This is a genomic window from Thiothrix sp. UBA5583 (genome assembly GCA_002425225.1).
GTDB classification, from domain to species: domain Bacteria; phylum Pseudomonadota; class Gammaproteobacteria; order Thiotrichales; family Thiotrichaceae; genus Thiothrix; species Thiothrix moscowensis.
This window is the reverse complement of the sequence record DILV01000031.1, coordinates 70,786-94,450: the sequence shown is the minus strand read 5'-3', so window position 1 is coordinate 94,450 and position 23,665 is coordinate 70,786. Positions and strand designations below refer to the sequence as shown.

The window sequence follows — 23,665 nt, the reverse complement described above, 5'->3', positions numbered from 1 at the left end:
ATGAAATGCTAACTGTGTGTTATGTCAGGTACTTAGTTGCCCCTCCACGTCTGCCAAAGCTACCACTACCGGCTTCAGGGGGGAAGCCTCTGCCTGCACTTGCTCCTCCAGCATCATGCGTAGAAAACTGACATGCTCCGACATGTAACGCAACTGGCGGGGTGCAGCCCCCCGCCCTACCGACTCTTCATACAAACGTACAACCCGCTGGACTTGTTCGGTTTCTGCCAACCGCGCCCCTAGCAGGTAATGCAGCAAGGCACATTCTGCCCGCGCAATCCCTGTCAGAAAACTGGGCATCGTGCGGTCAGACTGCTCGGCAATTTGCGTAACCTGATCCAGCCAACCTTTGAGTTCCTGCCGGTCAAGCTGTTTGAGATGCCCACGCAGGTAGCGGATCATGCGACTGGTCAACCAGTTGACCAGGGCATAGGCAGACAGTGTGCCGGTTTCTTCCAGGGCAAATTCATGCGCCCGCCGATAGGCAATCTCCATCATATGCAAGGCTCGCACACGCTCCTCCCCGCTTTGCATCATCGTCTGCCGCTTCCAGAATTTGCCTTCGCCTTCCAGCCGGTTCTGGCTATTACCCAACCCGTCCAGCAGCTTGAGGGTTTTCAGGCTGTCATCCATGAACTCTTGCGGGGATTGCGCAAACTGGCTATCCGGTATCTCGCTGGTCTTGCCCAGTTTCCATGCGAGTGCCCAGGCCGTTTGCAGGCTTACCCGGTCTTCCAGCAACAGTACCGGGTAATTGGATTCCGGTGACTCAATTGCAGCCCGGTAGGCATCCAGCGCCTTGCCGAACATTTCCAGCTTGCCGTAAGCCCGCCCAAGTGCGTACAGGATGTCTGCATGGTTAAGCCATTCAGAGGGAATCGCACGGTGCAACTGCTGCAAGCGTTCCTGCAACCACGGGAAATCATTGGCTTGTGCGGTATCGGCCATGCTGATCAGGTTTTGCAGCTCAGCCACCACTTCCACTTCTGCAACGAAACGCCAGGCATCTGCCAGCTTGTCGGCATCCGTTTCGTTGGGTTTACGGCTCAGTAGCTTGTAATCAGGGTCGCCATAACACTGGTAAGCCCCCCAAGTATTGCTGTTGGGGTATTGGCTCCAGGTTTCACGCCGCGCCATCAGCACCGCCCTGCCAAAGGTGTGCCCCTTGAGCAAGGCGCTGTAACAGGTTTCGGAAAACACCTTGGCAGCATCGTCATTGATGGCCCAGCCTGCGGCAATTACCGCCCTTACCCCCATGCGGATCAGTTCCTGCGCCAGACTTGCAGCCAACCTGCTGCGGTCGCCTGCGGTCTCCTTGTCCATTTTCGCCAGATGGCAGCAATTGATGAAGGCAAATTCCGGCACTTTGCGCATCTGCCCGATTTCCACTGGCGTCAGGAAAATGCCATCCCCCAAAACCATGCCACTGACCAGCAAGTCGCTGTTTTCATCGGGTTTGTACTGATAAACCCCATGTCCTGCCAGATGTAGCAGCCGGTAATCGGCAGTGTGCAATGCCTTGAGGATGGCTTGCGGGCTGGAAGCAATCTCGCGCACTACCTGACTGAAACCGCCCTCTTCCAGCAAATTGGCAACGGCTTCTGCCTCCTGCCGTGCCGCAGGCAAAGGTACGAAACGCCCATCGGTCGGCGGGTCGCCAATCACCAGTGCAGAGCGGTCAATCGGATTGATCACCTGCCCCCGAAATTGCCCCACCGCCAACTGACGCAACAGCCCGGCACGCACTGCCAGCGGTTGCGATTCCAGATCCAGCCGGTTGTAGAGCAATTCCCACGGGTAAGCGGATGCTGCCGCATCCAGCACCAGCACCAGATTTTCTGCATTCGGCGCTTGTTCTTTCATCGCAGGTGGCAACAGCAGCTCAAACAGGATTTTGCCGACATCCGGGTCATCATGACTGGATGAAACAGCTCGCTCAATGAACTGGTCAACCAGTTTGCGCTGGGTAGCCTGCAACACCATTTCTGCCCGCGCCCGATCAGTCAGCGCGGTATATTTCAAACCATCGTCACCCGCCTCCACCTGCAAACGCCGCCACCACCCTGCCGGTTCCTGATACATGACCCGCCGACGCTTGCCCGGCAAGGTTTTCATCAGGTTTTTGACGGTGAAATCGTTGCGGAATTCAGGATGCAACACCATGTCCTGCACCAGCCGTGCCGCTTCCACTGCCCGGTCTTCAAACAGCTCGATAAACTCCACTACGCTCAAACGCAGGCGCACACCCCCTTCGGTTTTGCCCAAGGCGGCATTGGTACGGGTAATGGCACGGAAAATGGCTGCGATCGAATCTGCCAGCCCGATACTGCCACCACCCACTGTGCCGACCAGCAAGCTGGCAACATGCACCGGAATGAAATCGCTATCGTCTTGCTGGTTTTCATGCAGCTTTTCCAGCGTGGCGCGAACTTCCAGCGTGTAATTCATCATCGCCCGCATGAAAGTGGCTGTCAGGTCGCCGGTCGTCAGCTTGCCGACTTCCCCCAACCCCACCACAATAGCTCCGCCGGGTTTGCGACCGGGGGCATTGAGGAAAATTTCTGATGTACCCAATGCGCCCGGATACAACCCCAGACGTAACAATTCACTCATGCGCCCGTTGAGGCGCTTGTCCAGCACCGCTTCAGCACTAAGGATCGAATCACCCTCGTAATGCCCCACCACCACCGGATAAGCCACGTATTCCAGATTGCCGTGTAGTACGCGGATTTCCACCTGCGGGCGTACTTCTTCCAAAGTCTGGCGGGTATGGTAGCCAAGCGCGGCTGCCAACAGTTCATTTTCATCCGGGAACAGTTCAGCACTGATCTTCGGCAGCCACTGTGAACCGGTGTTGCCGATCTGGGGCGGAACCTGATCCAGCTTACGGGTCGTACCATCATCCAGCAGGTTGACCAGTGCCGACAGGTAATCCTTGTGACTGATCATGCGCCCGTGTTCAACCGGCATGTACCATTGCGGCAAGGTGGTTTTGCAGCTATCCCACAACACTACCCCATCACCTTCACCACTGGCACGCAACCGCCAGCCCTGCCCGTCAGCTTCCAGTGCATCCGGTGTCAGGCGGGCACGCCCATGCACGTACTGGAAGCGATCCGCATCCAGGGGCACATCTGCCAGTTGCTTGCGCACCCGCAAGGCAGCAGGCAGCAGGTTACGGGCAGGCCAGTTGGCGAAACGTTCACCCAGTGGCGCAAACCAGCGGTTTTCTTCCAGAAAGGCCAGCGGCAGTTGTTCCAGCAAGCCAGGGTAAGAAGCAAACTGAGCTGCCAGCAGGTCACTGGCAGGCAATTGCCCGTCCACCATGTCCAGCAGGCGGATCAGGCGGTGTTCACCCAGCAGCAATTGCACGGCGGTATACGTACCTTGCAGCGGGGTCGCCAGCAGCACACAGCGGAAATCGGCCTCGTGTTGCAAGCGTTGCCAGACCCCCGGCATTTCCACCATCATGCCCTGCACAACCATGCCACCGGCAGCGTGCGCCAGTATCCTCAGCACCGGCTGGCGGTTGTCGGCTCTGGCATCATCCAGCACCCGTTCCAGGGCTTCACCGAAACGGCGACCGGCATCCAGTACTGAACGCCGCCAGTCCCAGGCGAATGCCACGACTTCGTGATTTTCCTCCAGCAAATCCAGCAAGGGGCGGAAAGCTGCCAGCACCCCATCCGGCTTGATACCGGTCTGCTCCATGTTGAGGTAGGTAAAATCTCCCCACGACAGCGCCCCCATGTCCAGCCATACCGGATTGCCCCCGGCAGCCAGGGTGGAACCCATGAAACCGGGCAGGAAATACACTGTACTTTTTTTCTCACGGTTGGCGGTGCTGGCTGAACGGCTACGATTACCGTCCGTTTCCTCCCTGAGTGGCAGCAGACGCAAATCGTTATCAGGGCGTTGCAGTGCATTGATCAGGCGTTCCAGCACCTGCGCATCACGGAAATACCCGAAGTGGCTGCTGTCATCACGCTGGTCGAGGTAAAAGCGCATCCCTTGCACCCGTTGCGCCCCACCGTACATCCCGGCGGTATTCACCACATAGTCGTTATCCTCGCCGAAAAAGCGTTCGGATACCCATTCCCTGAAATGTCCCAACAACGAAGCCGCCTTGACGTTGCCTGCAATGACCGCAAGGCCGGAATCCAGTTGCACGTTGGGGCGGTTCAGCAAATAAACCAGTGGCGAATTCGGAATCATCGCTTCCAGCCCCGGCAATTCCTGCGGGTTGGTGCGTTTTTTCGCCACTGCCATCAATACCATGCGCACGAATTCTGCCAGCGCCTGAAAACGCGGGGCAGGAATGAAATTGAGGATGTTGAACATGACCGACAGGTTGTCTTCCAGTCGGGCTGATGCCAGTACCGTACCGCGCCCAGGGCAGGCCACACGGGCAAAGCGTTCCACCCGGATTTGCCGCTCTTTCAGCAGGGTTTCCAGTTCCTGCAAGGCGGCATGGTCTGCCTGCCGCTCAGGGGTGCTGAAGGCCTTGAGTTCTTCGCTGGTAAACAGGTCATCCGATTCCACAAACTTGCCAGCGGACTCACGGGTACGACGCAACAGCTTGCCCTGACACAACAACTCCCCCACCAGCCCGCCACGTGAATGGCTGACCAGATGCAAGCGGGTTTTGGGTAGCAACAGCCGTACCACCTGCAAGGCGTTCTGGATCGGGCTGGCGGTCAGGGTATGGTGTTCCAGTGCGTAAACCTGGTTGCCATACGGGGCAAACAGGCGTTGCAGGTAGGCGGAAGCGTTGTAGCCTTGCCGCGATTCCCACAATTCGCCGAAACTGCCATCGGTGCTGGAAAACGTGCCATGCAGGAACAACAGGATGGGCTTGCTGGCATCAAGCTCGTGGCTGCTGGTGATTTCCTGCAAGTTCAGACTGCTGGTGTCGGCACAACGGAACAGACCGGGCTTACCGATACGACGAGTTTCGAGCTGTTCCACCAACTGGCTGGCAATCGCATCACTCAAATCCCCCACCGGGTCAATGTCGAGCACCCGCAGGAATTTCAGTACCAGCCCGACCGCTCCCCGGTTACGACTGGTGTCAAAACTGCCAGGGCCAAGCAGGATGCCTGTACTGCTGGAACGCTTGCGATCCTGGCTCGCCTGCGCAGCCAGATCCCCTGCTCTGACCCAGCGCTTGTAACCACCGTCAAACTCCAGTTCTACCAGCGTATCGGCATCGGTATCCTTGAGTTCTACTGCATTGCTGCTACTGCGTAGTGCTTCCTCGACCTGGATTTCCTGACGGCAGGTGACTGACAGGATGTCTTCCAACCCTTCACCGGTTTTTTGCGCAATGTTTTTGCCTGTTACCTTACCACTGACCTTGATCGGTTCCATGTTGTGCCCTGTTGTTGATGCCTTGGGTGATTACTGTGCCAATTTGAGCAGATGTTCGACCACCGCCGCCAACGGAGTCAGGTCTGCCGAGGCTTTTTTCGCAGCAGCTCGCCAGCTTTCCGGCATGGCCTGACCTGATTTCCACTCGCCGCTCAACAGGTTTTCGTAACGGCTGACGGCTCGCCCACCCTTGGGCGGTGTCCACAGGAAATCGGGATGGGCGTTGGTATACCATTCACCGCCGATGATTTTGCCACTGGCATCCAGCTCAAGGTCGTAATAGTAGTAAACATCAATCACGGCATCATTTTCCGGGGTATCTTCATGCTCCTGCGCGTTGCCGTTTTCACCCATGTAGGTAGTTTTCATGATGATGCCTACAAACGAAGCTGCCGCAGAGCTACGGTATTTTTTGAAAATGTCGCTGCTGAACGCTGCGCGGCTGACCGTGGCATCTTTCAGCACATCAGTCTGCTTCAGAGTTTGCGGGTTGAAATAGGTGTAGGTATAACCCAACAACGGCTGATTCCAAACCTGATAGTCGAAACTCGCATCCATGATCATGCTGCGCTTAGCAACACCAAGCTGATTGACCATCGCCAGATGCCAGGAACCGGGGTTGGTGTCAAAACAACCAGCTTCGGTGGGACGCCCGCCAGTTCTGCCATTGGGTTCGCCGGTTTCCTCGTTCCAGCTTTCGGTGGACAGTGATACCTCCTCCGTGCCGGGTGGTGGGGCGGATGGATCGGGTGGCATATCAGGCGGCATGTCTGCGGCGATGTAGGGATTGAACAGGGTAATTACCCGCCCGGTTGCCGGATCAAATGCCGGTTTTTCCGTATTGCAACGCCCGCCGATAAAACGTGTGACCGGTTTTGATTCCGCCCACAACAAGGATGCCAGTGCCTTGATTTCACAGGGGAAGAAAGTCAGAGTGATATTGCCGGGTGTTACCACTTTCACGCTCTTTTTGGCACGCGGCAACATGTAGGCAGCCGCCGCCCAGCCGTGGCAAATACCAAACCAGCCGGGAACTTCGCCATGTTTTTCAAAATAGGCTTTGCCTTTCAGCCAAGACATGCGTGTCAGGGTTTCAGAAGCATCCCCGACCAAGGCATCGTATTTTTCGGCAGGTGACAGTTCATTGACCCACACTTCGCTGCCACTGTTGAGGATGACTTTGGATGAATGGTTACGGATATAGTCAAAACCTTCCTTCCAGCCATACGGCATACATCCGGCGTAGCGGTTGCCAAGACTGCCCTGAGCAGTTGCCCAGTAATCACCACTCCAGGGTTGTTCGCTCAGGCGTGCCGTTTTCAAACCCGCCGTTTCGATGGCTGGCAGGGTTTCATGCTTGAAGGTATCAACCAGATTGCGCGGATTGTCATTGGCAGCATAAGCCGCACGGGTAGTGTCACTACTGATGGTGGACTGCCGCAACTGGTCGCGCCCCTGGCTATAGGTGGTTTCCTTGACATCTTCTACCCCGAAAGGGCCTGAAGCGATGATTTCTTGTCCACTGCTGTCAAACTTGCGAGGAATGGCCTGCATGGATTTGACCGGATCGGCGCGGAATGCCGCCAGATGGGCATTGATTTTGCGGGTATTGAACGTATTCATGGTACTTAACCCCTTAACATTGCTTGATGATAAAAGCTACTATTGTGAAAATTATCTAACAGCCATACAGTGATTAATCTAGACTATAAATTTACATTCTGCCGTCATTTCCGCTGGCAGAACATGGTGAAAACGTCTATAGCAATAGCATGGCAACAATGATAAAGGGGAGTACCTCATGGCCTTACGACTTGCAGACCTGACTCTGGCACAAGCCAATGCCCATTTTCAGCAAAACCCGCAACAGCGCTATGACCGCCCGCTGCCTGCTTCTGCCTACGACATCAATCCGGCAGCGGCACAAGCCTTGTGGAAAGATGCCACCCTCAAAAACAACCGTTCACTTGTCACCAAACTGATTGAGATCGGCGGTAAATGGGAGGAAGTGCCCACTCACATCCACAACGACCAGGACTTGCGCCTGATTGCCTATCAAAACGTGTGGAAAACCAAGCAACGCGATCTGTTGCGTTTCATCCAGCCGGGTGAATGGTATATCGGCTCCTCCCACCATAACCCCGGCAACCGCCAGATAGTACAGTCCGTTTTCCATGATCAGGAAAAAGGGCTGGAAATGCTCAAGTTCAGTATTACCCACATCCGCAACTATGTCGGGGTAGCGGATGGCATGGTCGCCACCGATAGCCCACGCAGTTACGCCAACCAGCATTCGGCAGGGCACGTCAACCCCAAGGATTACCCCTCCCTGTTGTGGCGGGTGAAATTCATCGGTGGCATTACTCCGGCAGAACAGCGAGCCTATATCAACAACTGCCGCACCTGGGCAATGTTGCTCCAGAAAGTCACCAAGTTCCCGCCTGACTACAACGGCAACGACAACCTGATGACCAACACCTATGCCAAGGTGATGGAATTCGGCAGCAACGTGCTGGATGCTGTACTGGGCAGCCGCACCGCACTGGCTACCCTGCACGGACAAGCCGAACAGGTGTATTGTTCCGAATCCGGGATGCACCTTGCCCTCAACCTCGGTCTGAATGCCCCGCTCAATCAGGCCACGGTCGATGCCCTGTTCGGTGCTGGCAAATGGCTCAAGGTACAAGCCATGCTGAATGAAGGTGCGACCTTCTGGAAAAACGGGCAGCATCTGGACTATTACGGCAACGGCACTGATGGCTATATGCAGAACACCGAGCAAAACCGGCTGGTGGAACTGGAACCTGCCCCGGCTTGGCTTGCCCCCCTGAAAGACCGTCTGCCCGGCAGGCCACTGTCAGGTGGCGGGCTGGTGTTCCACCCATGGGATACTGCTGACATGATTGACCATTTCATCAAGACTGCTATTCCACGTGACGGGCGTGAAACCTGGGAAGTATCCAATGCACAGGCAGAACTGTTGCTGTGGCTCAAACCGGGCATTTTCCACTCTCTGGGCTTCAGCCGCACCAACCCACCACCACCCCAATTGGTCATGCTGTTTGACACACTGGTGGCAAAAGTTCGTCGCAACTACAGTTCCTATCAAGAATTCCGCGCCACTATTGAGCCGGAATTGCAGGCTGCCCACCAGATCGTTGCCCCCAAGGCACAAGGCGATGGCGCATTCGTGCCACCACACATGGTGACGAGCATCCGGGGCGATGCTGACGAACTGATTGGGCTGGAAGCAGTCGGGCAACTGTTCCATGAAGATGTATTGCGCAAACGCTGATAGAAACAAACAGCCCATCCACATTAGCCTGCGCTAATCCCACAAATCCTCTATAATCAGGCCGTTTTGACCAGCGGCCTGAGTGCGGGAACTTTGCGCGTATGCCTTTTGCACACCCTTCCGAAGACAACAGCATGAACATGGAACAAGCCCCATCCACCCTTTCCTCCATCGGTAACGGACGCTACGGCTTACGCCGTTGCATGGCAGAAACAGCCCTCGGCAAATTGTGGTGGGCGTGTGACCAGCAACGGGAACCTGCCGGTTGTGAAGCTGGTAACGTACTGGTTTTCACCGTTTTGCCCGCACTGACACAAAATTCCGTGTTTGAACAGGCGTTGCGTCAGGTCTTGCCCACGTATCAGAAAGAGGTATCATCCCAACCGTATATCACCGACAACGGGCGGGAAGCGGACGGAACCCGCTGGCTGGTCATTAGCAATATCCGGGGCATGTTGCTGGCGGAACGGATGCATGAACTGGATGACCGGGGGATGCCGCTGGCACAAGCGATGGGCATTCTTGAGGAGCTGTCTGCCACCGTTGGCAACCACCGCCCGGAAGGGGTATTCGGATTTCTTGAACCCGGTGCAATCCTGTTTGGCGAAGATGGCTGCCGCCTGCTGAATGCACCGGCTGTTACGGCTCTGCGCCTTGCCAGCAATGGCATTATTGCCCACACTGGCAACCACCAGACCTTTCACTCCGGTTTTATCAGCCCGGAAGTCGCACTTGGCGATCAGCCAACCTCGGCAGATGACACATTCTCACTGGCCTGTATCGCCTATAACCTGCTGCAAGGGCACGCCCCTTTTGGCAGGCAAACCACACTGGAAGCCGCCGTGCGCAACGCTGCACCGTCAGTAATCAGTAAACTGAAACCGGCAACTTGGGTTCCCCTGCAACAAGGCATGAACCTGAAACGCAGCGTCCGCCAGCCGACACCGACCGCCTTGCTATCAGCCTTGCAACCGAAAAGACGTTCCCGCCTGTTACTGCCTGCTGCGGCTCTGACGGTTGCCAGTGTGGTGGCTTACGCCAGCTACCATGTCCTGAGCGGTTTCATGCAGACGGCTGAGCCACCCAAAGCAGCCCAGCCCATCAACCTTGGTCTGCCACCTGCGACCTTGCCCCCCGGTGGCACGACGACCACCCCATCCCTGATAGGTGAAACCGCTGCCCACACACCGCTGGATCAAACCAGTGTCAACGCTGAAGCAGCCCGCCTTGCGGCTGAAAACGAAGCCCGCTCACGGGTAGCAACCACGCTTACTGCCAAAGCAGAAGCCGACAAACTGGCAGCCGATGCCGCCGCCAAAGCAGCCAGCGAAGCTGTCGCTGCTGAAGTCGCCAATAGCGAAGCTCGCCGCCAGGAAGTCAACAAACTGTTACAGGAAGCAGAAACGGCCTTGCAACAAGGCAAGCTGACCAACCCAGCCCCCGGTCAGCCATCCGCCCTTGAACCGTTACGCAAAATACTGGCACTCGACCCTGCAAATGCTGCCGCCAAAAAGCTGGCAGCCCGTATGGTAGATGACCAGCACAGTGAAGCCAGCATCCTGCTTGCCGCTGGCAAGACCGAAGATGCCCGCAAACTGTTGCTGAATGCTGACAAGCTGATTAGCGAACTTGCCCTGACCGATAGCCTGCAACGGCAAGTAAGGCTGGAAAGCCAGCTCGAACAGGGCAACCGTGACACACAAAAAGTCCAAACCTATCTGGATAGTGCGCGTAATGCCATGCAGTACGGCAACCTGATGCAAGGTGACGGACGCAGCGAAAGTGCCGTTGCCTATATTAGTACCTTGCTGCAAGAACAACCCAATCACCCGGAAGCCATCAAGCTGCTCAAGGACATCGCCCGCACCCAGCAAGATCAGGCGCTGAGTGCCCTGCGCAAGAATAATCCTGAAACTGCCCGCAGCCTGCTGGACAACAGTCAGCAACTGATTGGCAAATACCTGCTGGACGATCTGGTAGAACAGCAACTGTCGCTGGAAAAACGTTACCGCGATACCGGTCAAATGGGTGTTTTCCCATCAGGTCAGGAACCTGCTGTCAAAACCGACAGCAAACCGGATACTGCTGCCAGCAGCAACCGCCCGACAAAACCGGAAACTGCACCTGCGGCTGACAGTAAACCTGCACCGAAACCAGAAACAAAGCCAGAACCCAGACCGGAACCTAAACCCGAACCAGTTCCACCCGAGCCTGCGGAAAAACCGGCAATCACACCTCCGACCGACACGGCTCCACCCAAAGTTGTTACCGTGCCACCTGACGTACCGGTCGCGGAACCACAACCAGTACCTGCCAACGATGCAGGCAACCTGCCACCAGTGCAAATCGACATTCCAGTTGTGCCACCACCACCTGCTGAGCCTGTGCCAGCACCTGTGCAAGACACTGCTCCACCCGTACCGGCAACCACCGAACCTAACCTGCCACCACCCGTGTTCGATATTCCTGCGGATACAGGCAAAAATACAGGCGGCAGTTTTACCCCTGATGTTCCCGGCCTAATGGAAGTGCCACTGGATGCCATCAAGGAAAACCTGCCGCCTGCACGCAATGCCCCAACTGATTAGCGTTCAAGACGTGGGCGACGCCACTCCATTGGCATACGGGGCAAGCGTTCACGCTCGAACCGTCCCGGTGGGAAAGCCGGAGCATGGGAACTAGGTGGTGTGTTATTCGCTGGTGGTGGCACCGGGCGTGACTCGCAACTGCGGTACTGAAGGTGGTAAACCATCCCGGCACTGAAATCTGCCGAATCCACCGTTGCCAGTGCGGCTGTTCCTGTTGAACTGACCGTCAAGCCGGAATTCACCCGTAGGTTGACATCTGCCCCGCAGGCCGACCAGACCGCTGCCCCCGCCAGCAAGCCGTGCCGCTGGGTATAGGTGTTGCTGAGCCTGCCCCGGAAGGCATGGGAAAACGCCGGGCCACGCGAACCACCGAAAAAGTACTCGGTATCCAGGCGTGCATCAGCACCAGCGGGCAGATCCGTGAAACCGCGATAATCCGCACTGATCAGGGAAACACTCATGCCATTAGGCACTTTCACCGGAATCGACAGGTTGCAGCTTTTGCGGGCAACCCGTGGATTGCTACCCCCGGCTTCCACCGTGTAGCTGTCGAACAGCACGCTGAGGGCGCTACCATCCGGGCTGACGGAAGCCGAAGCAGAACCGGCAGGACAGCCGCTACCGCCATAACTGGGCTGCCCCAGGCTTACACTGGCGGCATTGGCCTGATTGGCAAAACCCAATGCCGCCAATAGCAGCAGACTTGCACCGGTAAACTTGCCTGCCGGGTTCAGGCTAATGGATATGGTTGTTGGTTTCATCATTTGGTCTCCCTGATCCTTGTTGGTATATCCTGATTAGCGGCAAGCACGGTAGCGGATGTGGTACACAATACCTGCATTGAAGTCGGCAGAATCCACCGTTGCCAGACCTTCACCGCGTGGGGCACGCACCATCATGCCGGTATTAGCCCGCAGGTTGACATCCTTGCCACACTCAGACCAGATATTGGCTGTAGCTGCCAGATTATGGGTTCTGGTGTAGGTGTTGCTGAACCCACCCCGGAAGTTGTGGCGGAAAGCCGGGCCACTACGTCCTGCAAAGAAATATTCTGCATCCAGTTGCGCACTGCCTGCACGCGGTACATCCACGAAGCCCCGGTAATCCGCACTGATCAGGGAAATGCTGAAACCGTTGGGCACATGTACCGGTATGGAAAGGTTACAGCTCTTGCGAGCAATGCTGGGGTTTCTGCCACCGGCTTCCACACTATAACTGTCAAACAGGATGCTCAGGGATGAACCATCCGGGCTGACAGTGGCAGCAGCACTACCGGCAGGGCAACCATTACCACCATAACTGGGTGCTCCCAGTGAAATGGTATCCGCCGCAGTCGCATGGGAAACACTCAATGCCAGCACAGCACCAGTCATCAGCATTTTGGCAAACATGAACGTTTTCATCGTTATCACTCCTTCGTAAGCATGTGGTTTGGGGGATGAGGGCAAACAGCCTTGTTTGTCCTGACATGCTCAGGTTAATACCCCGCCCCTCTGGATGGCAGACGCGAGGTTTTCACCCCTGTAAAACCTGACCGGCTAAAAAATCAACCACCCTTGTCATCCTGACAAGGCTTTACTGCGTTAGCGATTTATGGGAGTAATTGGAGAGCAAACAAGATGCAAGCGGACTGCGACGGTGAAATGCTACGCAGGGTGATAGCCGACCTCCAGCGACAGGCGCAATGGGCAGAAATCATCCCGTTTCTGGAACATAACTCGCCAGAATTGCTGGAAAAGCGGCGGAAATCCCCCGCCACCTATGCCAAAAACAAACGCTGGTTGTTGAACACGGAACGATTGACCATTACCCAGGTATTGGTGTTCCGGGCGCTGACCGGCAAGCCTGCCATGTCGCAGGGCGAATTTGTCCGCCTGTTGGGGGGCAACCCCAACCGGGAAAACACCTCCCCGGAAGAACAGCGGGAAATTCTGGCGCTGCACCAGTACTGGGGCAACCAGATACGCAACAACATACGCCCCCTGCTGGCTGATTATTTCGGCTTGATGGTGGTGCAATGGGAGGGTTCGGACAAACCGGGCAGCGGTGAATATTCCATCTGTGCCAGCAGCCTGTTGCTACGCTTTTTTAGGGAAAAGCTCTATCTGTGAGCTTGTTGATTAATCTTCATCAATGGAACGACCAATGAAACCACGTACCGCCCTTTTCCACACCAGCCTGCTGCTGGTCATGTTTGGCAGCCAACCTGTTTTCGCGGTTGACTCTGAATCCCTGGCTGACGAGTTGAAGAAACTCCGCAAAACAGTCACAGCGGAACAACCCACCCAGCCAGTACCACCCAAACCGGGCAGCACAGCCGTGCCAGACAGCAAACTTGCTACAGGCAAATAAAGCTAGCGAGCGGAAACAGACGGTCATTAATCCCCCCGTCATGTAAATAGACTTATGCTGTTTATGCATAAATAAAAAACGCAAATAACACAATATCCTGTCAACAACAGGCATTGGGCTGCGTTATAAGTCATATGAATAACAACCTGTTTCATCAGGGGGCTTGAACATGAACACTCAACTGAACAAACCGTTCGTTGCACCGCTATTTATTATTCTGTTGTTTAGTAGTGCTGCACACACCATGCCGCTACCCACCAGCCCGGATTTTGTCAAACTCGACAATAACCGGGATGGGCGCATTTCCTGGCAGGAATATGCCACTCGCAACCCAGTGTCCGGCAGGCTGAACCCGCGGCGCATTTTTGACAATGTGGACAAAAACCTGGATGGTTTCATCGACCGCCATGAATTTGATGCCATGAAACAACGCGAAGGCAACCGTCGCACCGGTTAAAACCTATCCCGCAAGGAATCTGGCGTTTATTTATTTCCTAGGGCAGGTAGAATGTAATCATCCTGGTTTCTGAATTTGAGGAAAAAACGCATGAGCGCATTGCAACGTATCGACGAGGCCGTCAAAGGCAACCCTGTCATCATTTTCATGAAAGGCACACCACAAATGCCGCAGTGCGGCTTCTCCAGTCGTGCCGCGCAGGCACTGATGGCGTGTGGTGAACAGTTTGCCTATGTCAACGTCTTGGGCGACCCGGAAATCTTCCAGGAATTGCCACAATACGCTAACTGGCCGACTTTCCCACAGATTTACATCAACGGTGAACTGATCGGTGGCTGCGACATTACGCTGGAAATGTACCAGAACGGTGAATTGCAAAAAATGGTCAAAGAAGCCACCGGTAACGCCCCGGCTGCCTGATTGCCTTACCTGCACAGCCCCTTTGTCTGCCTGACAAAGGGGCTGCCCGCCTTAAACCGCCAGACTCTTGCTGACAATCTCGTAAACATCACCCGACAAGCCTGTATGTGCCTGAATGCGCTCCAGTTGTGCTTTCATCAGCCCGCTACGTACCGGCTCGTAATGCTGCCAGTTGATCAACGGTCGCACCATGCGTGAGGCAATCTGCGGGTTCATCGCATCCAGTTGCAACACAGTATCGGTGAGGAAAGCATAACCACTGCCATCTTCCGCGTGGAAATGCAGCGGGTTGCGCATGGCAAAACTGCCGATCAGGGCGCGTACCTTGTTGGGGTTGCGCAGGTCGAACAGCTTGTGTGCCATCAGGCTTTGTACCTGCCCCAATGTTTCCGGCAAGCAGGAAGCGGCCTGCAAGGCAAACCATTTGTCCATCACCAGCGGGTCGTGCTGCCAACGGTCGTGGAAATGCTGCAAGGCTTCAGCACGTTGCGGGCAATCAAGTTGGTTGAGGACAGCCAGTGCTGCCAGTGCATCGGTCATATTGCCTGCTTCACTGTACTGCTGATAGCAACTCGCCTGGATGCTTTCATCATCAATCCGCCCCAGATAAGCCAGACAGACGTTTTTCAGGCTGCGCCGACCAATGCTGTCTGCATCAGGGCTGTAACTGGCCTGATCCTGCAAGTCGGTATACAGGCTTTCCAGATCCAGCCGCAGGGCTTTTGCCAAGGTTGCATGGACAAACTCGCGCACCTGATGGATAGCTGCCGGGTCACTCGGGCGGGCTGCTTCGGCAATATCGGCTTCCGACGGCAATTGCAGGGCTTCGGCACGCAGGGCATGATCCAGTGAAGCATCGGTCAGTACGGCTTGGAAGGCACTGATGAAATCATGTTCCAGACCAAACGCTTCACCTTGCTGCCAGGCTGCCAGCAAGCGGAGCATGGTTCGCATCGCCAGCCGTTGCCCTGCATCCCAACGGTTGAAAGCATCACTGTCGTGTTTCATCAAAAACACCAGCTCAGCCTCGGTATAAGGGTATTGCAGTTTCACCGGGGCAGAGAAACCGCGCAATAACGAGGGTACGGGTTGTTCGGGCACATTAGCAAAACTGAACGACTGCTCCGCTTGCGTCAGGCGTAACACTTGCGTACCGATCAAGTCATTGCCCTCACTGTCCAGCAAGCCCACGGCTACCGGAATCAGGAATGGCTGCTTGTCGCTGCATTCCGGGGTTGGTGGGCAACTCTGACAGAAATGCAGGGTGCAACGCTGTTGGTCGGCATCAAACTCCATGCTCACGGCAACGTTGGGGGTTCCGGCCTGATCATACCAGCGCTGGAATTGACTGAGGTCGGTGTCATTGGCATCTGCCATCGCTGCCAGAAAATCCTCTGTGGCGACAGCCTGCCCATCATGCCGCTGGAAATACAAATCCATACCCTTGCGGAAACCGTCACGCCCCAGCAGGGTCTGGTACATGCGCACCACTTCCGCACCTTTCTCGTACACCGTCACCGTGTAGAAATTGTTGATTTCCATATAAGAGGACGGACGGATCGGATGAGCCATCGGACTGGCATCCTCGGCAAACTGGTTGGTACGCAACAGACGCACATCACTGATGCGTTTGACCGGACGCGAATGCAGGTCGGACGTAAATTCCTGGTCGCGGAACACCGTCAGCCCTTCCTTGAGCGACAACTGGAACCAGTCACGGCAAGTGACACGGTTGCCCGTCCAGTTATGGAAATATTCGTGCCCGATCACCGCCTCAATGCTAGTGTAATCCAGGTCGGTCGCCGTTGCTGGGCTAGCAAACACCAGTTTGGAGTTGAAAACATTCAAACCCTTGTTTTCCATCGCCCCCATGTTGAAGTCATCTACCGCCACCACCATGTAGATGTCGAGGTCGTACTCCAACCCGAAGCGTTGCTCATCCCATTGCATTGCCCGTTGCAACGACTGCATGGCATGGTCGCACTTGTCGATATTGTGTGCTTCGGTGTAGATGCGCAGGGTTACATCACGCCCGGAAGCGGTGGTGTAATGGTCTTCCACATGCTGCAAATTACCCGCCACCAATGCAAACAGATAGGCAGGCTTGCGGAACGGGTCTTCCCAGCGTGCCCAGTGACGCCCATCCGGCAGGTCGCCACTACCCGTCAGGTTGCCGTTGGACAACAGCACCGGGTATTTCTGCTTGTCAGCCAGAATCTGGGTGGTGAAGACCGTCATCACATCGGGGCGGTCAGGGTAATAGGTGATTTTGCGGAAGCCTTGTGCCTCACACTGGGTGCAGAAATTGCCACTGGACTGGTACAAGCCTTCCAGCGACGTATTTTTCTGCGGGTAAATCTGCGTCACGATTTCCAGGGTACACAGGGCAGAAACATTGTGGATGCTCATACCCTCATCTGTCAGGGTGTAATCGTCTGCTTGCAGTGGCAAGCCATTGAGGCGGATTGCCAGCAATTCCAGTTGCTCGCCATACAATTCCAGCGGAGTATCAGCAGGAACATCCGGGTTGCGGCGATAGTTGGCAACACTGGTGACACGGGTGGATTCTTCGCCCAGTTCAAACACCAGCGAAAGCGCGTCAACAGCATAGGCAGGGGAAACGTAGTCTTTGAGCAAGACCGTTTTGGGTTGTCCTTGTTTCATTATTGTATCTCTTGATTACCAGCAGAGTATAACGCTTGTAGGATAGCAGCATGTTCAGGATGTTGCCTGTCAATCCATCCCATGCGCAATAACAGATCAATATTGACCAGATTACAATTGTCCTTGAAGTCTGTGGTCATTTCGGTCAGACGGGCGATCTCTGCTAAAGGCATCAACTCGAACCTGATCACTTCACCATCGGTATTTTCCGGTACGAAGTCTTCCGGCAACCACAAGTCGTACACATAAATGGTGGAATTATCCAGCCCGCGCCAGCTTGCCTGCTGATAGCTGATAGAGCCAACTGCCTGTGCCTGCTGCGCTAGTTGTGCGGGAACATTGGCTTCTTCCTGCGCTTCCTTGATGACGTTTTCCAGCAGACCTATTCCAACGGGCTGCCCACCTGCCACCATCTGATCGAGTTGTCCAGGCCAGAACGGTTTGTCGAGGGAACGGGTTCCCACCCACACATGGATGCCATCCGCTTTACGTACCAGCCCGTTGAGATGCACACCAAAGGTTCTGATCCCCAGAAAGTTGGCAGCCGCCCGTTCAATTTCCAGTGCAGCCTGTTCGCCAAATCCCTGTGTTACCGGAAAAGCCTCGTCTACCCAGGTATCAATCACGCCCGTCTCATACAGATGGCGGAACACCGGGGCAACAGCAGCGGTACGTTCTGCATACCCTTGCAAACTCGGATTCAGGATGACATGCGTATCGGTAACGTGAAAAATGTCAGACCAGTTAGCTAGATGTCGGGCGAAATCGGACTGTATCCGCCCGAAGGTTTCACCATTGATGTGCCAGCTACGGTAAACGGTTGGGTCGAAATTGTTGCAAGTACGGATACGGTCAAGGTAGCTCATGAATAGATGGTCGCAAAGGTTGTTTTTGGGCAAACTGGTTGGCGCTATTGTAGAACGTCCACCCCAGCCAGAGAACCACCACCACCCCAACGACCGCCAAAACCCGCCCAACGCGCTTCATCAAGCAAGAAAGTTTTTCACAACGCTGGATGTCAGCATAAATTTCCCGGTTGATATACCCCTGCGCCCGGTTGAACTCGGTAAAGTCTATCTCGAAGGTTTCACCTTCGTTGCGCGGCAACAGGGCTTCCACCAAAGGGGCTTCACGGGCATAAACAGAGCGGGCGCTATCAATCAACCCTGCCTTGTCGATCTCGGTAATGCCATTGACCTTGCGCTGGCGACCATCCGGTTCCAGCAAGTGCCAGATGATGGAACCTTTTTCCGGGGAAATTACCGCATGGGTAACAGTCTGGATCGTATATGTTTTTTTCATTGTCAGACGCCAGTTTGCAAATGGACTGGCGCGAGTTTACCACATGAAAAACAGGGCTAAACCAAATTGCGATGAGTTGCAATCGGGATGAATTTTTCCGGCAGTTTTCCCGGCAACAAGTGGGGAGCCCAGGCATGACCATAAACCACTTCATAAGTTGCCGGAAATTGCCCATCCGTCAGGCGGAACTGCTCATAGGCTTGCAGGAAGCCTTGTAACCGCGCCTTGCCAGTCAGGCCGTGGTTGCGCCCGGCGGTGGCATTGTTCGCACCGATGCCCTTAAGGTCGTGCAGCAAATCCCGCACATCCGCATAAGTCAGGGTAATCATTTCCATATCGACTACCGGGTCGCGGAAACCGGCTTGCAACAACGCATCACCCACATCGTGCATGTCCACAAAACGGCTGGCATGGGTATAACCATCCACCTGCCCCCAGCTTGCCCGCAATTCCCGCAGGGTATCCGGGCCGAAGGTGGCAAACATCAGCAAGCCATCCGGTTTCAGCACCTGCACACACTCACGGAATGCGGCTGGCAAGTCGTTGCACCATTGCAGCATCAAACTCGAAACCAGCATGTCGGCAATTTGCGGCTGAAACGGTAGGTGCATCACATCGGCACACACCCCTTGCGGCTTGCGGAACCAGCCACCCCGACGGCGGGTTTTCTGCACCATGTTGCAGGCAAGGTCAACCCCGATCACACGGGCTTTTTTGTAACGCTTCAACAGGTGTTCCGTCACAAAGCCGGTTCCACAGCCCAAATCCAGCACGGTTTGTGGCTGCATACGGATAAAGTCCAGCCGCTCGCACAAGCGCTCGCCCACTTCGCGTTGCAAGACCGCGTTGGCATCATAAGTATCGGCTGCCCGCTCAAAACCGAGTCGGGTTTTGCGCTTGTCCAGCAAGTAGGGGTTAGCGGTTTCAACTGGCATCCAGAAAAGCCCTGACGTGTTCCATGAAAAGCTCCGGGTGGGTCGCAAACGGTACGTGCGCGGCACTGTTCAGCAGCGCGATGTGCTTATACCCCATTTCCGGCAGCGCGTCAGCCAGTGATGCAGGAATCAGCTTGTCCAGCCTGCCCAGTATCCACAAACCGGGCTGTTTGAACGGCATCCGGCTGAAATCGGCGGTAGCAAGGATATTGAGTCCATCTGCCAATGCCTGCTGGCTGGCAGGGTGCGCCATGATCTGCTCACGCAGGGCATTGACGGCACGGCTATCCACTTTCACCCCCAGAAATTGCAGGGCAAAAAAGCGTTTGACCGTGCCCTGATAATCGGTTTGCAGGTTGCTGGCAAAATTGACCAGCACTTCCGGGGCAAGGCCGTGTTGCCAGTGTGCATCCGCCACGAATTTGGGCGTGCTGGCAATCTGGATCAGACCGGAAACCCTGTCGGGTAAAGCGTGCGCCAAGCCTTGTGCAAGCAGCCCGCCGAGTGACCAACCCAGCAAAATCGCATCCTGTGGAATAGTGTCAGCAAGCTGGTCGATAGCGGTTTCTAGCAAACCCAGTGGCAGCTTGTGGCTGCGACCATGACCGGGCAGGTCGATACAGGTAACACGGGCAATTTTTGCCAATTCCGGCAGGATGGGTTGCCAGACGTGGCTGTTCATGCCCCAGCCGTGCAGCAGAACTACGGGTCTGCCCTGCCCTTCAGTCTTCGTATACAATGCACTCATGTTTCAACCTGACTCAATAATGGATTCACCATGGCCTACCTGTTGATTGTACTCGCCTATCTGCTCGGCTCCATTTCCACTGCGATCATCACCTGCAAACTGATGGGGCTGCCTGACCCGCGCACAGTCGGCTCCAATAACCCCGGTGCAACCAACGTATTGCGTCACGGCGGCAAGAAAGCGGCTGCCATTACCTTGCTGGGCGACGCTCTCAAAGGCTTGGTTCCTGTCTTGCTGGCTCGCTTTGTTTTCGGGATTGAGGATTATACATGGCTGATCCTGATCGGTATTGCCGCATTTCTGGGGCATTTGTACCCGGTGTTCTACGGTTTCAAGGGCGGCAAAGGGGTAGCTACTGCCATTGGCGTTTTCCTCGGTGTACATTTCTGGGCAGGTCTGGCGTTCATTGCCACCTGGCTGGTCATGGCGAAAGGTTTCAAGATTTCCTCACTCGCCGCACTGATTGCCACAGCCTTGTCTCCTGTTTACTTTTGGGTGTTGAGTGACGGGCATGGCTGGCTGACTATTGGTGTGGTGTTCATGGCAGTGCTGATTTTCTGGCGGCACGAATCCAACATCCGCAACCTGCTATCCGGCAAGGAAGACAAAATTCAGTCACGCGAAGGTGCAGAAAGCATCACCGACGAGGACTGAGCCGTGCAACTTTCCAACGAAGACAACCTGCGTCTGAATGTGCTGCTCGCCCAACCGTTGCAGGCAGTACGCATCAACGAATCCACCATGACTGTCCACGCTCTGACCGAAAAGGGCGAAGCCAAAGTCCGCCTGAACCCGACCGTGCGGGATGAACAATACCTGCGCTGGGTACGCGAACTGCTTTCCATGAAAGTGACAGGTTCCCCCGGTGGCTACCCTGTTTTCCTGAAACGTTGGACACGCATGGGGCACGCCCGCAACAACCTCGAACAAATGCTGTTGTTGGGCGAGCCGGAAGCAGTGGTGGCGGTGGTGCATACCCCCAACATTTCACATGAAACAGGCCGCCGCGCCTGGTGGGCAAACCCCAGCGCCCACAACGCCCGCCGCCTACTGGAAAAACCTGATGTTGTTGCCGGGCCACTAGGCAAGGAATTGGCAGCCTACCTACTGGAATTCCTGCCATTCGAGGAAATGCAACTGGATGTGGTCGATACCGTGCGCTTGTGCCTACAAGGTGAATTGATCGTGCGGGAAGAACGAGAAAAGCTGTGGAACCGTGCCAAGCGCAAAAACCCTTTCTATGTCGGATTCATGCACGCTGATCCTGCCCTGATCCCCTTGCCAGCAAAACCGAATCCACAACATGCTGCTATCAACCTGCAACTGGTGGAACTGCTGGCAGCAGGCAATCCTTTTGCCCAGACACTGTGCCGCATCCTCGACAGCAATGGGCAAAACTGGCTTAAAACCCTGCAACTGGCATTGGATAAACCCGTCGATCAGGATGTGGTCATTTCCCTGTTCGTTGCCATCAACCGGTATTTTGCCCTGCCATTCCCGGAATTCAGGGGCGTGCGGGAAACAGATACTGCCCAACAACGGGCAGAGCAGTATTGTAGCGGGAATTGCCTCACGGAAGCCAAAGCCGTTGTGGATGCGCTGGACAACAGCACCTTACCCTTGTTCAAAGCCATGCTGATACTGGCTCAAACAGGGGAAGATTCTCTCATCCCCTACTTTGGTGGCAATGATTCGGTGGGTTCGGTAATGCGCAACCGCATCAAGCCACTGACCGAGTTAGTACTGACACAAACCCGATCACTGCTGGGCAAACAGGTTACTTAACGACAACCGTCCCACCAGCACGGGTTGGCACGCATGAATTCGAGTAATGCCTGATACTTGGGTGCCTGCTCGGTCGGCTGGGTGATGTATTCCTTGGTTCCCCAGGTTCCGTACTTCTGGTAACTGCGTGGGCTGCTGTAGTGCATGAACAGCTTGCCACCTTCATTTTTCCAGCCATTCAGGAATTGCAGGTACAAGCCTTTCATGCGCGGATCGCGGTTGGCCTGGTACAGCAAGGGATTAGGGTGTTCATTGTCGCTGCGGGTCTTGAAATCCACCAGCCCCTGACCGCCTTCGTAGGCAATCAGGTCAACGTTATATTTGTCTGCCAGTTCTTTCTGCATCTTGATGTAACCCAGCACCGCATTGATGGAATAACGGTACTGGTCATCAGTCAACAGGCGGAAGACATCTTCCAGATTCCTGACCGAGCGGATTTCCTCATGCCCACCAAAGAAATACGGGCCAATCGCAAACGCATCGGCTGACTTGTAGGCATCCTTGTGACCAAGCACGGTTTCGGTCACATCCTTGTTGATTGTCCAGCCCGACAGAATGCGCACCAAGCGCTGGTTGCCGCCAAATACCTGTTCCCAGATCTTGAAGATTTCCACCGAACGCTCTGAATAATAGCGATAGCCTGCCCGGTTCATGTTGGGATCTAGCCCCATCTTGTAGCCCACCTGACGTACATAGTTACCCTGCAGGAACAGGTTGTTCCAAGTTTCATTGCTGTATTCGATGTGCGGTTTCAGGTTGGAATTCAGGTTCTGTTTGACGTAGCTGGCAAACTGGGTGACATAATCATCGTCTGCCTCATGCGGCATTGCAAACCAAGGATGTGCCCCCAGCCGGTTTGCCAATTCCACCATGATTTCCACTGGTACGCCGCGCGTACCTTCGTGCCCACCCCAAGTGGCCTTACTCGGGGTATTGCGTTGTCCCCAGGAACGTACCTGACTTTGGGTGATACCCGCCATATTCATAAAACGGATGACCTTGAAATCCTTCATGAAGTTCAGGTAATCGGGGTTGAAGATAATACGCCCGGAATACTCGGCAAACGAACGGTAATCATTGGATGAGCATTCCTTGGCTTCAGCCACCCGCTTGAAAATGTTGCTGGCACAAATCCCACCTGGCGGTAACACCCGGATATTGCGCACGTAGTTGGAGGGATTGGTTTTCACAATATACAAGGTAGCATTCAACATACCATCCGCTCCGGCTTCAATCTTGACGGTATCCCAGCCCTGCCCATGCTCTACCAGCGCTGCGTCATTACCGTAACGAATCTCGCCTTCCCCGTCATACAACACCGTGTAAACACCCGGCTGGATGGCAGCCGCAGGCATATTCACCAGAAACCGGCTACCAGCCTGCCCACCACCCAAATCGCGCGGCCAACCATCGGCGTCATAACTGATATTGCCTTTGGTCAACCAGGGACGAGCTTCCTCAAACGGCAAGGCTGTACGGAACAAATCCACGAAAGGCACACTAGCATCGCCTTCGGTCGCTTCATTGGTATTGGTTCCCAATGGTGCATTGGCATTATATTGTGCGATGGCAGGCTGGGAGACAAACCACACCATGCTGGCTACGACGACACCCTGAAACAGTTTTTTCCACATAACCGCTTTATCCTTCATGTTTTCTGTTATCACCTGGACGGATGCTTCCCGCAAAAGGCTGTAGATCGCCCATAGTTTAGGCAATACCTCAATCTGTTTGCCAGTGTAGTACACA

18 protein-coding genes are annotated in these 23,665 nt (G+C 55.1%); 8 read left to right on the top strand and 10 right to left on the bottom strand.

Features of this window, described 5'->3' with window-relative positions:
- Positions 1-24: 24 nt before the first annotated feature.
- Together B2U47_RS13135 and B2U47_RS13130 are read right to left on the bottom strand one after the other, a co-directional pair.
- Positions 25-5,370 (bottom strand): CHAT domain-containing protein, encoded by a 5,346-nt coding sequence (locus tag B2U47_RS13135; RefSeq protein WP_296674337.1) that lies wholly within the window; start codon positions 5,368-5,370, stop codon positions 25-27.
- Positions 5,371-5,400: 30 nt separating this feature from the next.
- Positions 5,401-6,993 (bottom strand): hypothetical protein, encoded by a 1,593-nt coding sequence (locus B2U47_RS13130; protein WP_296674335.1) that lies wholly within the window; start codon positions 6,991-6,993, stop codon positions 5,401-5,403.
- 178 nt (positions 6,994-7,171) lie between these two features.
- On the opposite strand from B2U47_RS13130, the gene B2U47_RS13125 reads away from it, so the two are divergent.
- On the top strand, positions 7,172-8,665 hold the full coding sequence (locus B2U47_RS13125; protein WP_296674332.1) for a hypothetical protein: 1,494 nt from the start codon (positions 7,172-7,174) through the stop codon (positions 8,663-8,665).
- 101 nt (positions 8,666-8,766) lie between these two features.
- Positions 8,767-11,253, top strand: coding sequence for a hypothetical protein (locus B2U47_RS13120; protein WP_296674331.1), 2,487 nt, complete (start codon positions 8,767-8,769; stop codon positions 11,251-11,253).
- Here the strand turns inward: B2U47_RS13120 and B2U47_RS13115 are convergent.
- Entirely contained in the window at positions 11,250-12,017 is a 768-nt protein-coding gene (locus tag B2U47_RS13115; protein WP_296674329.1) for a DUF4360 domain-containing protein, read from the bottom strand. The two genes, B2U47_RS13120 and B2U47_RS13115, sit on opposite strands and share 4 nt — an antisense overlap.
- Before the next feature lie 33 nt (positions 12,018-12,050).
- Positions 12,051-12,656: a DUF4360 domain-containing protein gene (locus tag B2U47_RS13110; RefSeq protein WP_296674327.1), complete on the bottom strand. Its 606-nt coding sequence runs from the start codon at positions 12,654-12,656 to the stop codon at positions 12,051-12,053.
- Positions 12,657-12,872: 216 nt separating this feature from the next.
- Here B2U47_RS13110 and B2U47_RS13105 point away from each other — a divergent pair, with 216 nt between their 5' ends.
- The 4 genes from B2U47_RS13105 (at position 12,873) to grxD (ending at position 14,482) form a co-directional block, all read left to right on the top strand.
- Positions 12,873-13,364: a hypothetical protein gene (locus B2U47_RS13105; protein WP_296674325.1), complete on the top strand. Its 492-nt coding sequence runs from the start codon at positions 12,873-12,875 to the stop codon at positions 13,362-13,364.
- Between the two features lie 34 nt (positions 13,365-13,398).
- Positions 13,399-13,605 carry a hypothetical protein gene (locus B2U47_RS13100; protein WP_296674323.1) on the top strand — a complete coding sequence of 69 codons (207 nt, stop codon included), beginning with the start codon at positions 13,399-13,401 and terminating at the stop codon, positions 13,603-13,605.
- Positions 13,606-13,774: 169 nt separating this feature from the next.
- On the top strand, positions 13,775-14,062 hold the full coding sequence (locus tag B2U47_RS13095) for a hypothetical protein (protein ID WP_296674322.1): 288 nt from the start codon (positions 13,775-13,777) through the stop codon (positions 14,060-14,062).
- A 90-nt stretch (positions 14,063-14,152) separates the two neighbouring features.
- Positions 14,153-14,482: a Grx4 family monothiol glutaredoxin gene (gene grxD / locus B2U47_RS13090; protein WP_296674320.1), complete on the top strand. Its 330-nt coding sequence runs from the start codon at positions 14,153-14,155 to the stop codon at positions 14,480-14,482.
- Between the two features lie 51 nt (positions 14,483-14,533).
- Here grxD and pepN read toward each other — a convergent pair whose 3' ends face one another.
- From pepN to bioH, 5 genes are read right to left on the bottom strand one after another with little or no spacing between them, the layout of a single operon-like run.
- The gene (gene pepN, locus B2U47_RS13085) at positions 14,534-17,146 is read right to left on the bottom strand and encodes an aminopeptidase N (RefSeq protein WP_296674318.1); all 2,613 of its coding nucleotides are present in this window, start codon (positions 17,144-17,146) and stop codon (positions 14,534-14,536) included.
- The gene (locus tag B2U47_RS13080; RefSeq protein WP_296674317.1) at positions 17,146-18,012 is read right to left on the bottom strand and encodes an NUDIX hydrolase; all 867 of its coding nucleotides are present in this window, start codon (positions 18,010-18,012) and stop codon (positions 17,146-17,148) included. Before B2U47_RS13080 ends, pepN begins: the two co-directional genes overlap by 1 nt.
- Entirely contained in the window at positions 17,999-18,448 is a 450-nt protein-coding gene (locus B2U47_RS13075) for a hypothetical protein (RefSeq protein ID WP_296674315.1), read from the bottom strand. Before B2U47_RS13075 ends, B2U47_RS13080 begins: the two co-directional genes overlap by 14 nt.
- A 56-nt stretch (positions 18,449-18,504) precedes the next feature.
- The gene (bioC, locus tag B2U47_RS13070) at positions 18,505-19,383 is read right to left on the bottom strand and encodes a malonyl-ACP O-methyltransferase BioC (RefSeq protein ID WP_296674313.1); all 879 of its coding nucleotides are present in this window, start codon (positions 19,381-19,383) and stop codon (positions 18,505-18,507) included.
- Positions 19,373-20,131 (bottom strand): pimeloyl-ACP methyl ester esterase BioH, encoded by a 759-nt coding sequence (gene bioH / locus B2U47_RS13065; RefSeq protein ID WP_296674312.1) that lies wholly within the window; start codon positions 20,129-20,131, stop codon positions 19,373-19,375. Before bioH ends, bioC begins: the two co-directional genes overlap by 11 nt.
- Before the next feature lie 30 nt (positions 20,132-20,161).
- Here bioH and plsY point away from each other — a divergent pair, with 30 nt between their 5' ends.
- Positions 20,162-20,785, top strand: coding sequence for a glycerol-3-phosphate 1-O-acyltransferase PlsY (gene plsY, locus B2U47_RS13060; RefSeq protein ID WP_296674310.1), 624 nt, complete (start codon positions 20,162-20,164; stop codon positions 20,783-20,785).
- A 3-nt stretch (positions 20,786-20,788) separates the two neighbouring features.
- Complete coding sequence (locus tag B2U47_RS13055) at positions 20,789-21,916, top strand: hypothetical protein (protein ID WP_296674308.1); 1,128 nt, start codon at positions 20,789-20,791, stop codon at positions 21,914-21,916.
- On the opposite strand, the gene B2U47_RS13050 is transcribed toward B2U47_RS13055, so the two are convergent.
- Positions 21,913-23,568 (bottom strand): hypothetical protein, encoded by a 1,656-nt coding sequence (locus tag B2U47_RS13050; RefSeq protein ID WP_296688405.1) that lies wholly within the window; start codon positions 23,566-23,568, stop codon positions 21,913-21,915. The genes B2U47_RS13055 and B2U47_RS13050 overlap by 4 nt on opposite strands.
- Positions 23,569-23,665: the final 97 nt, after the last annotated feature.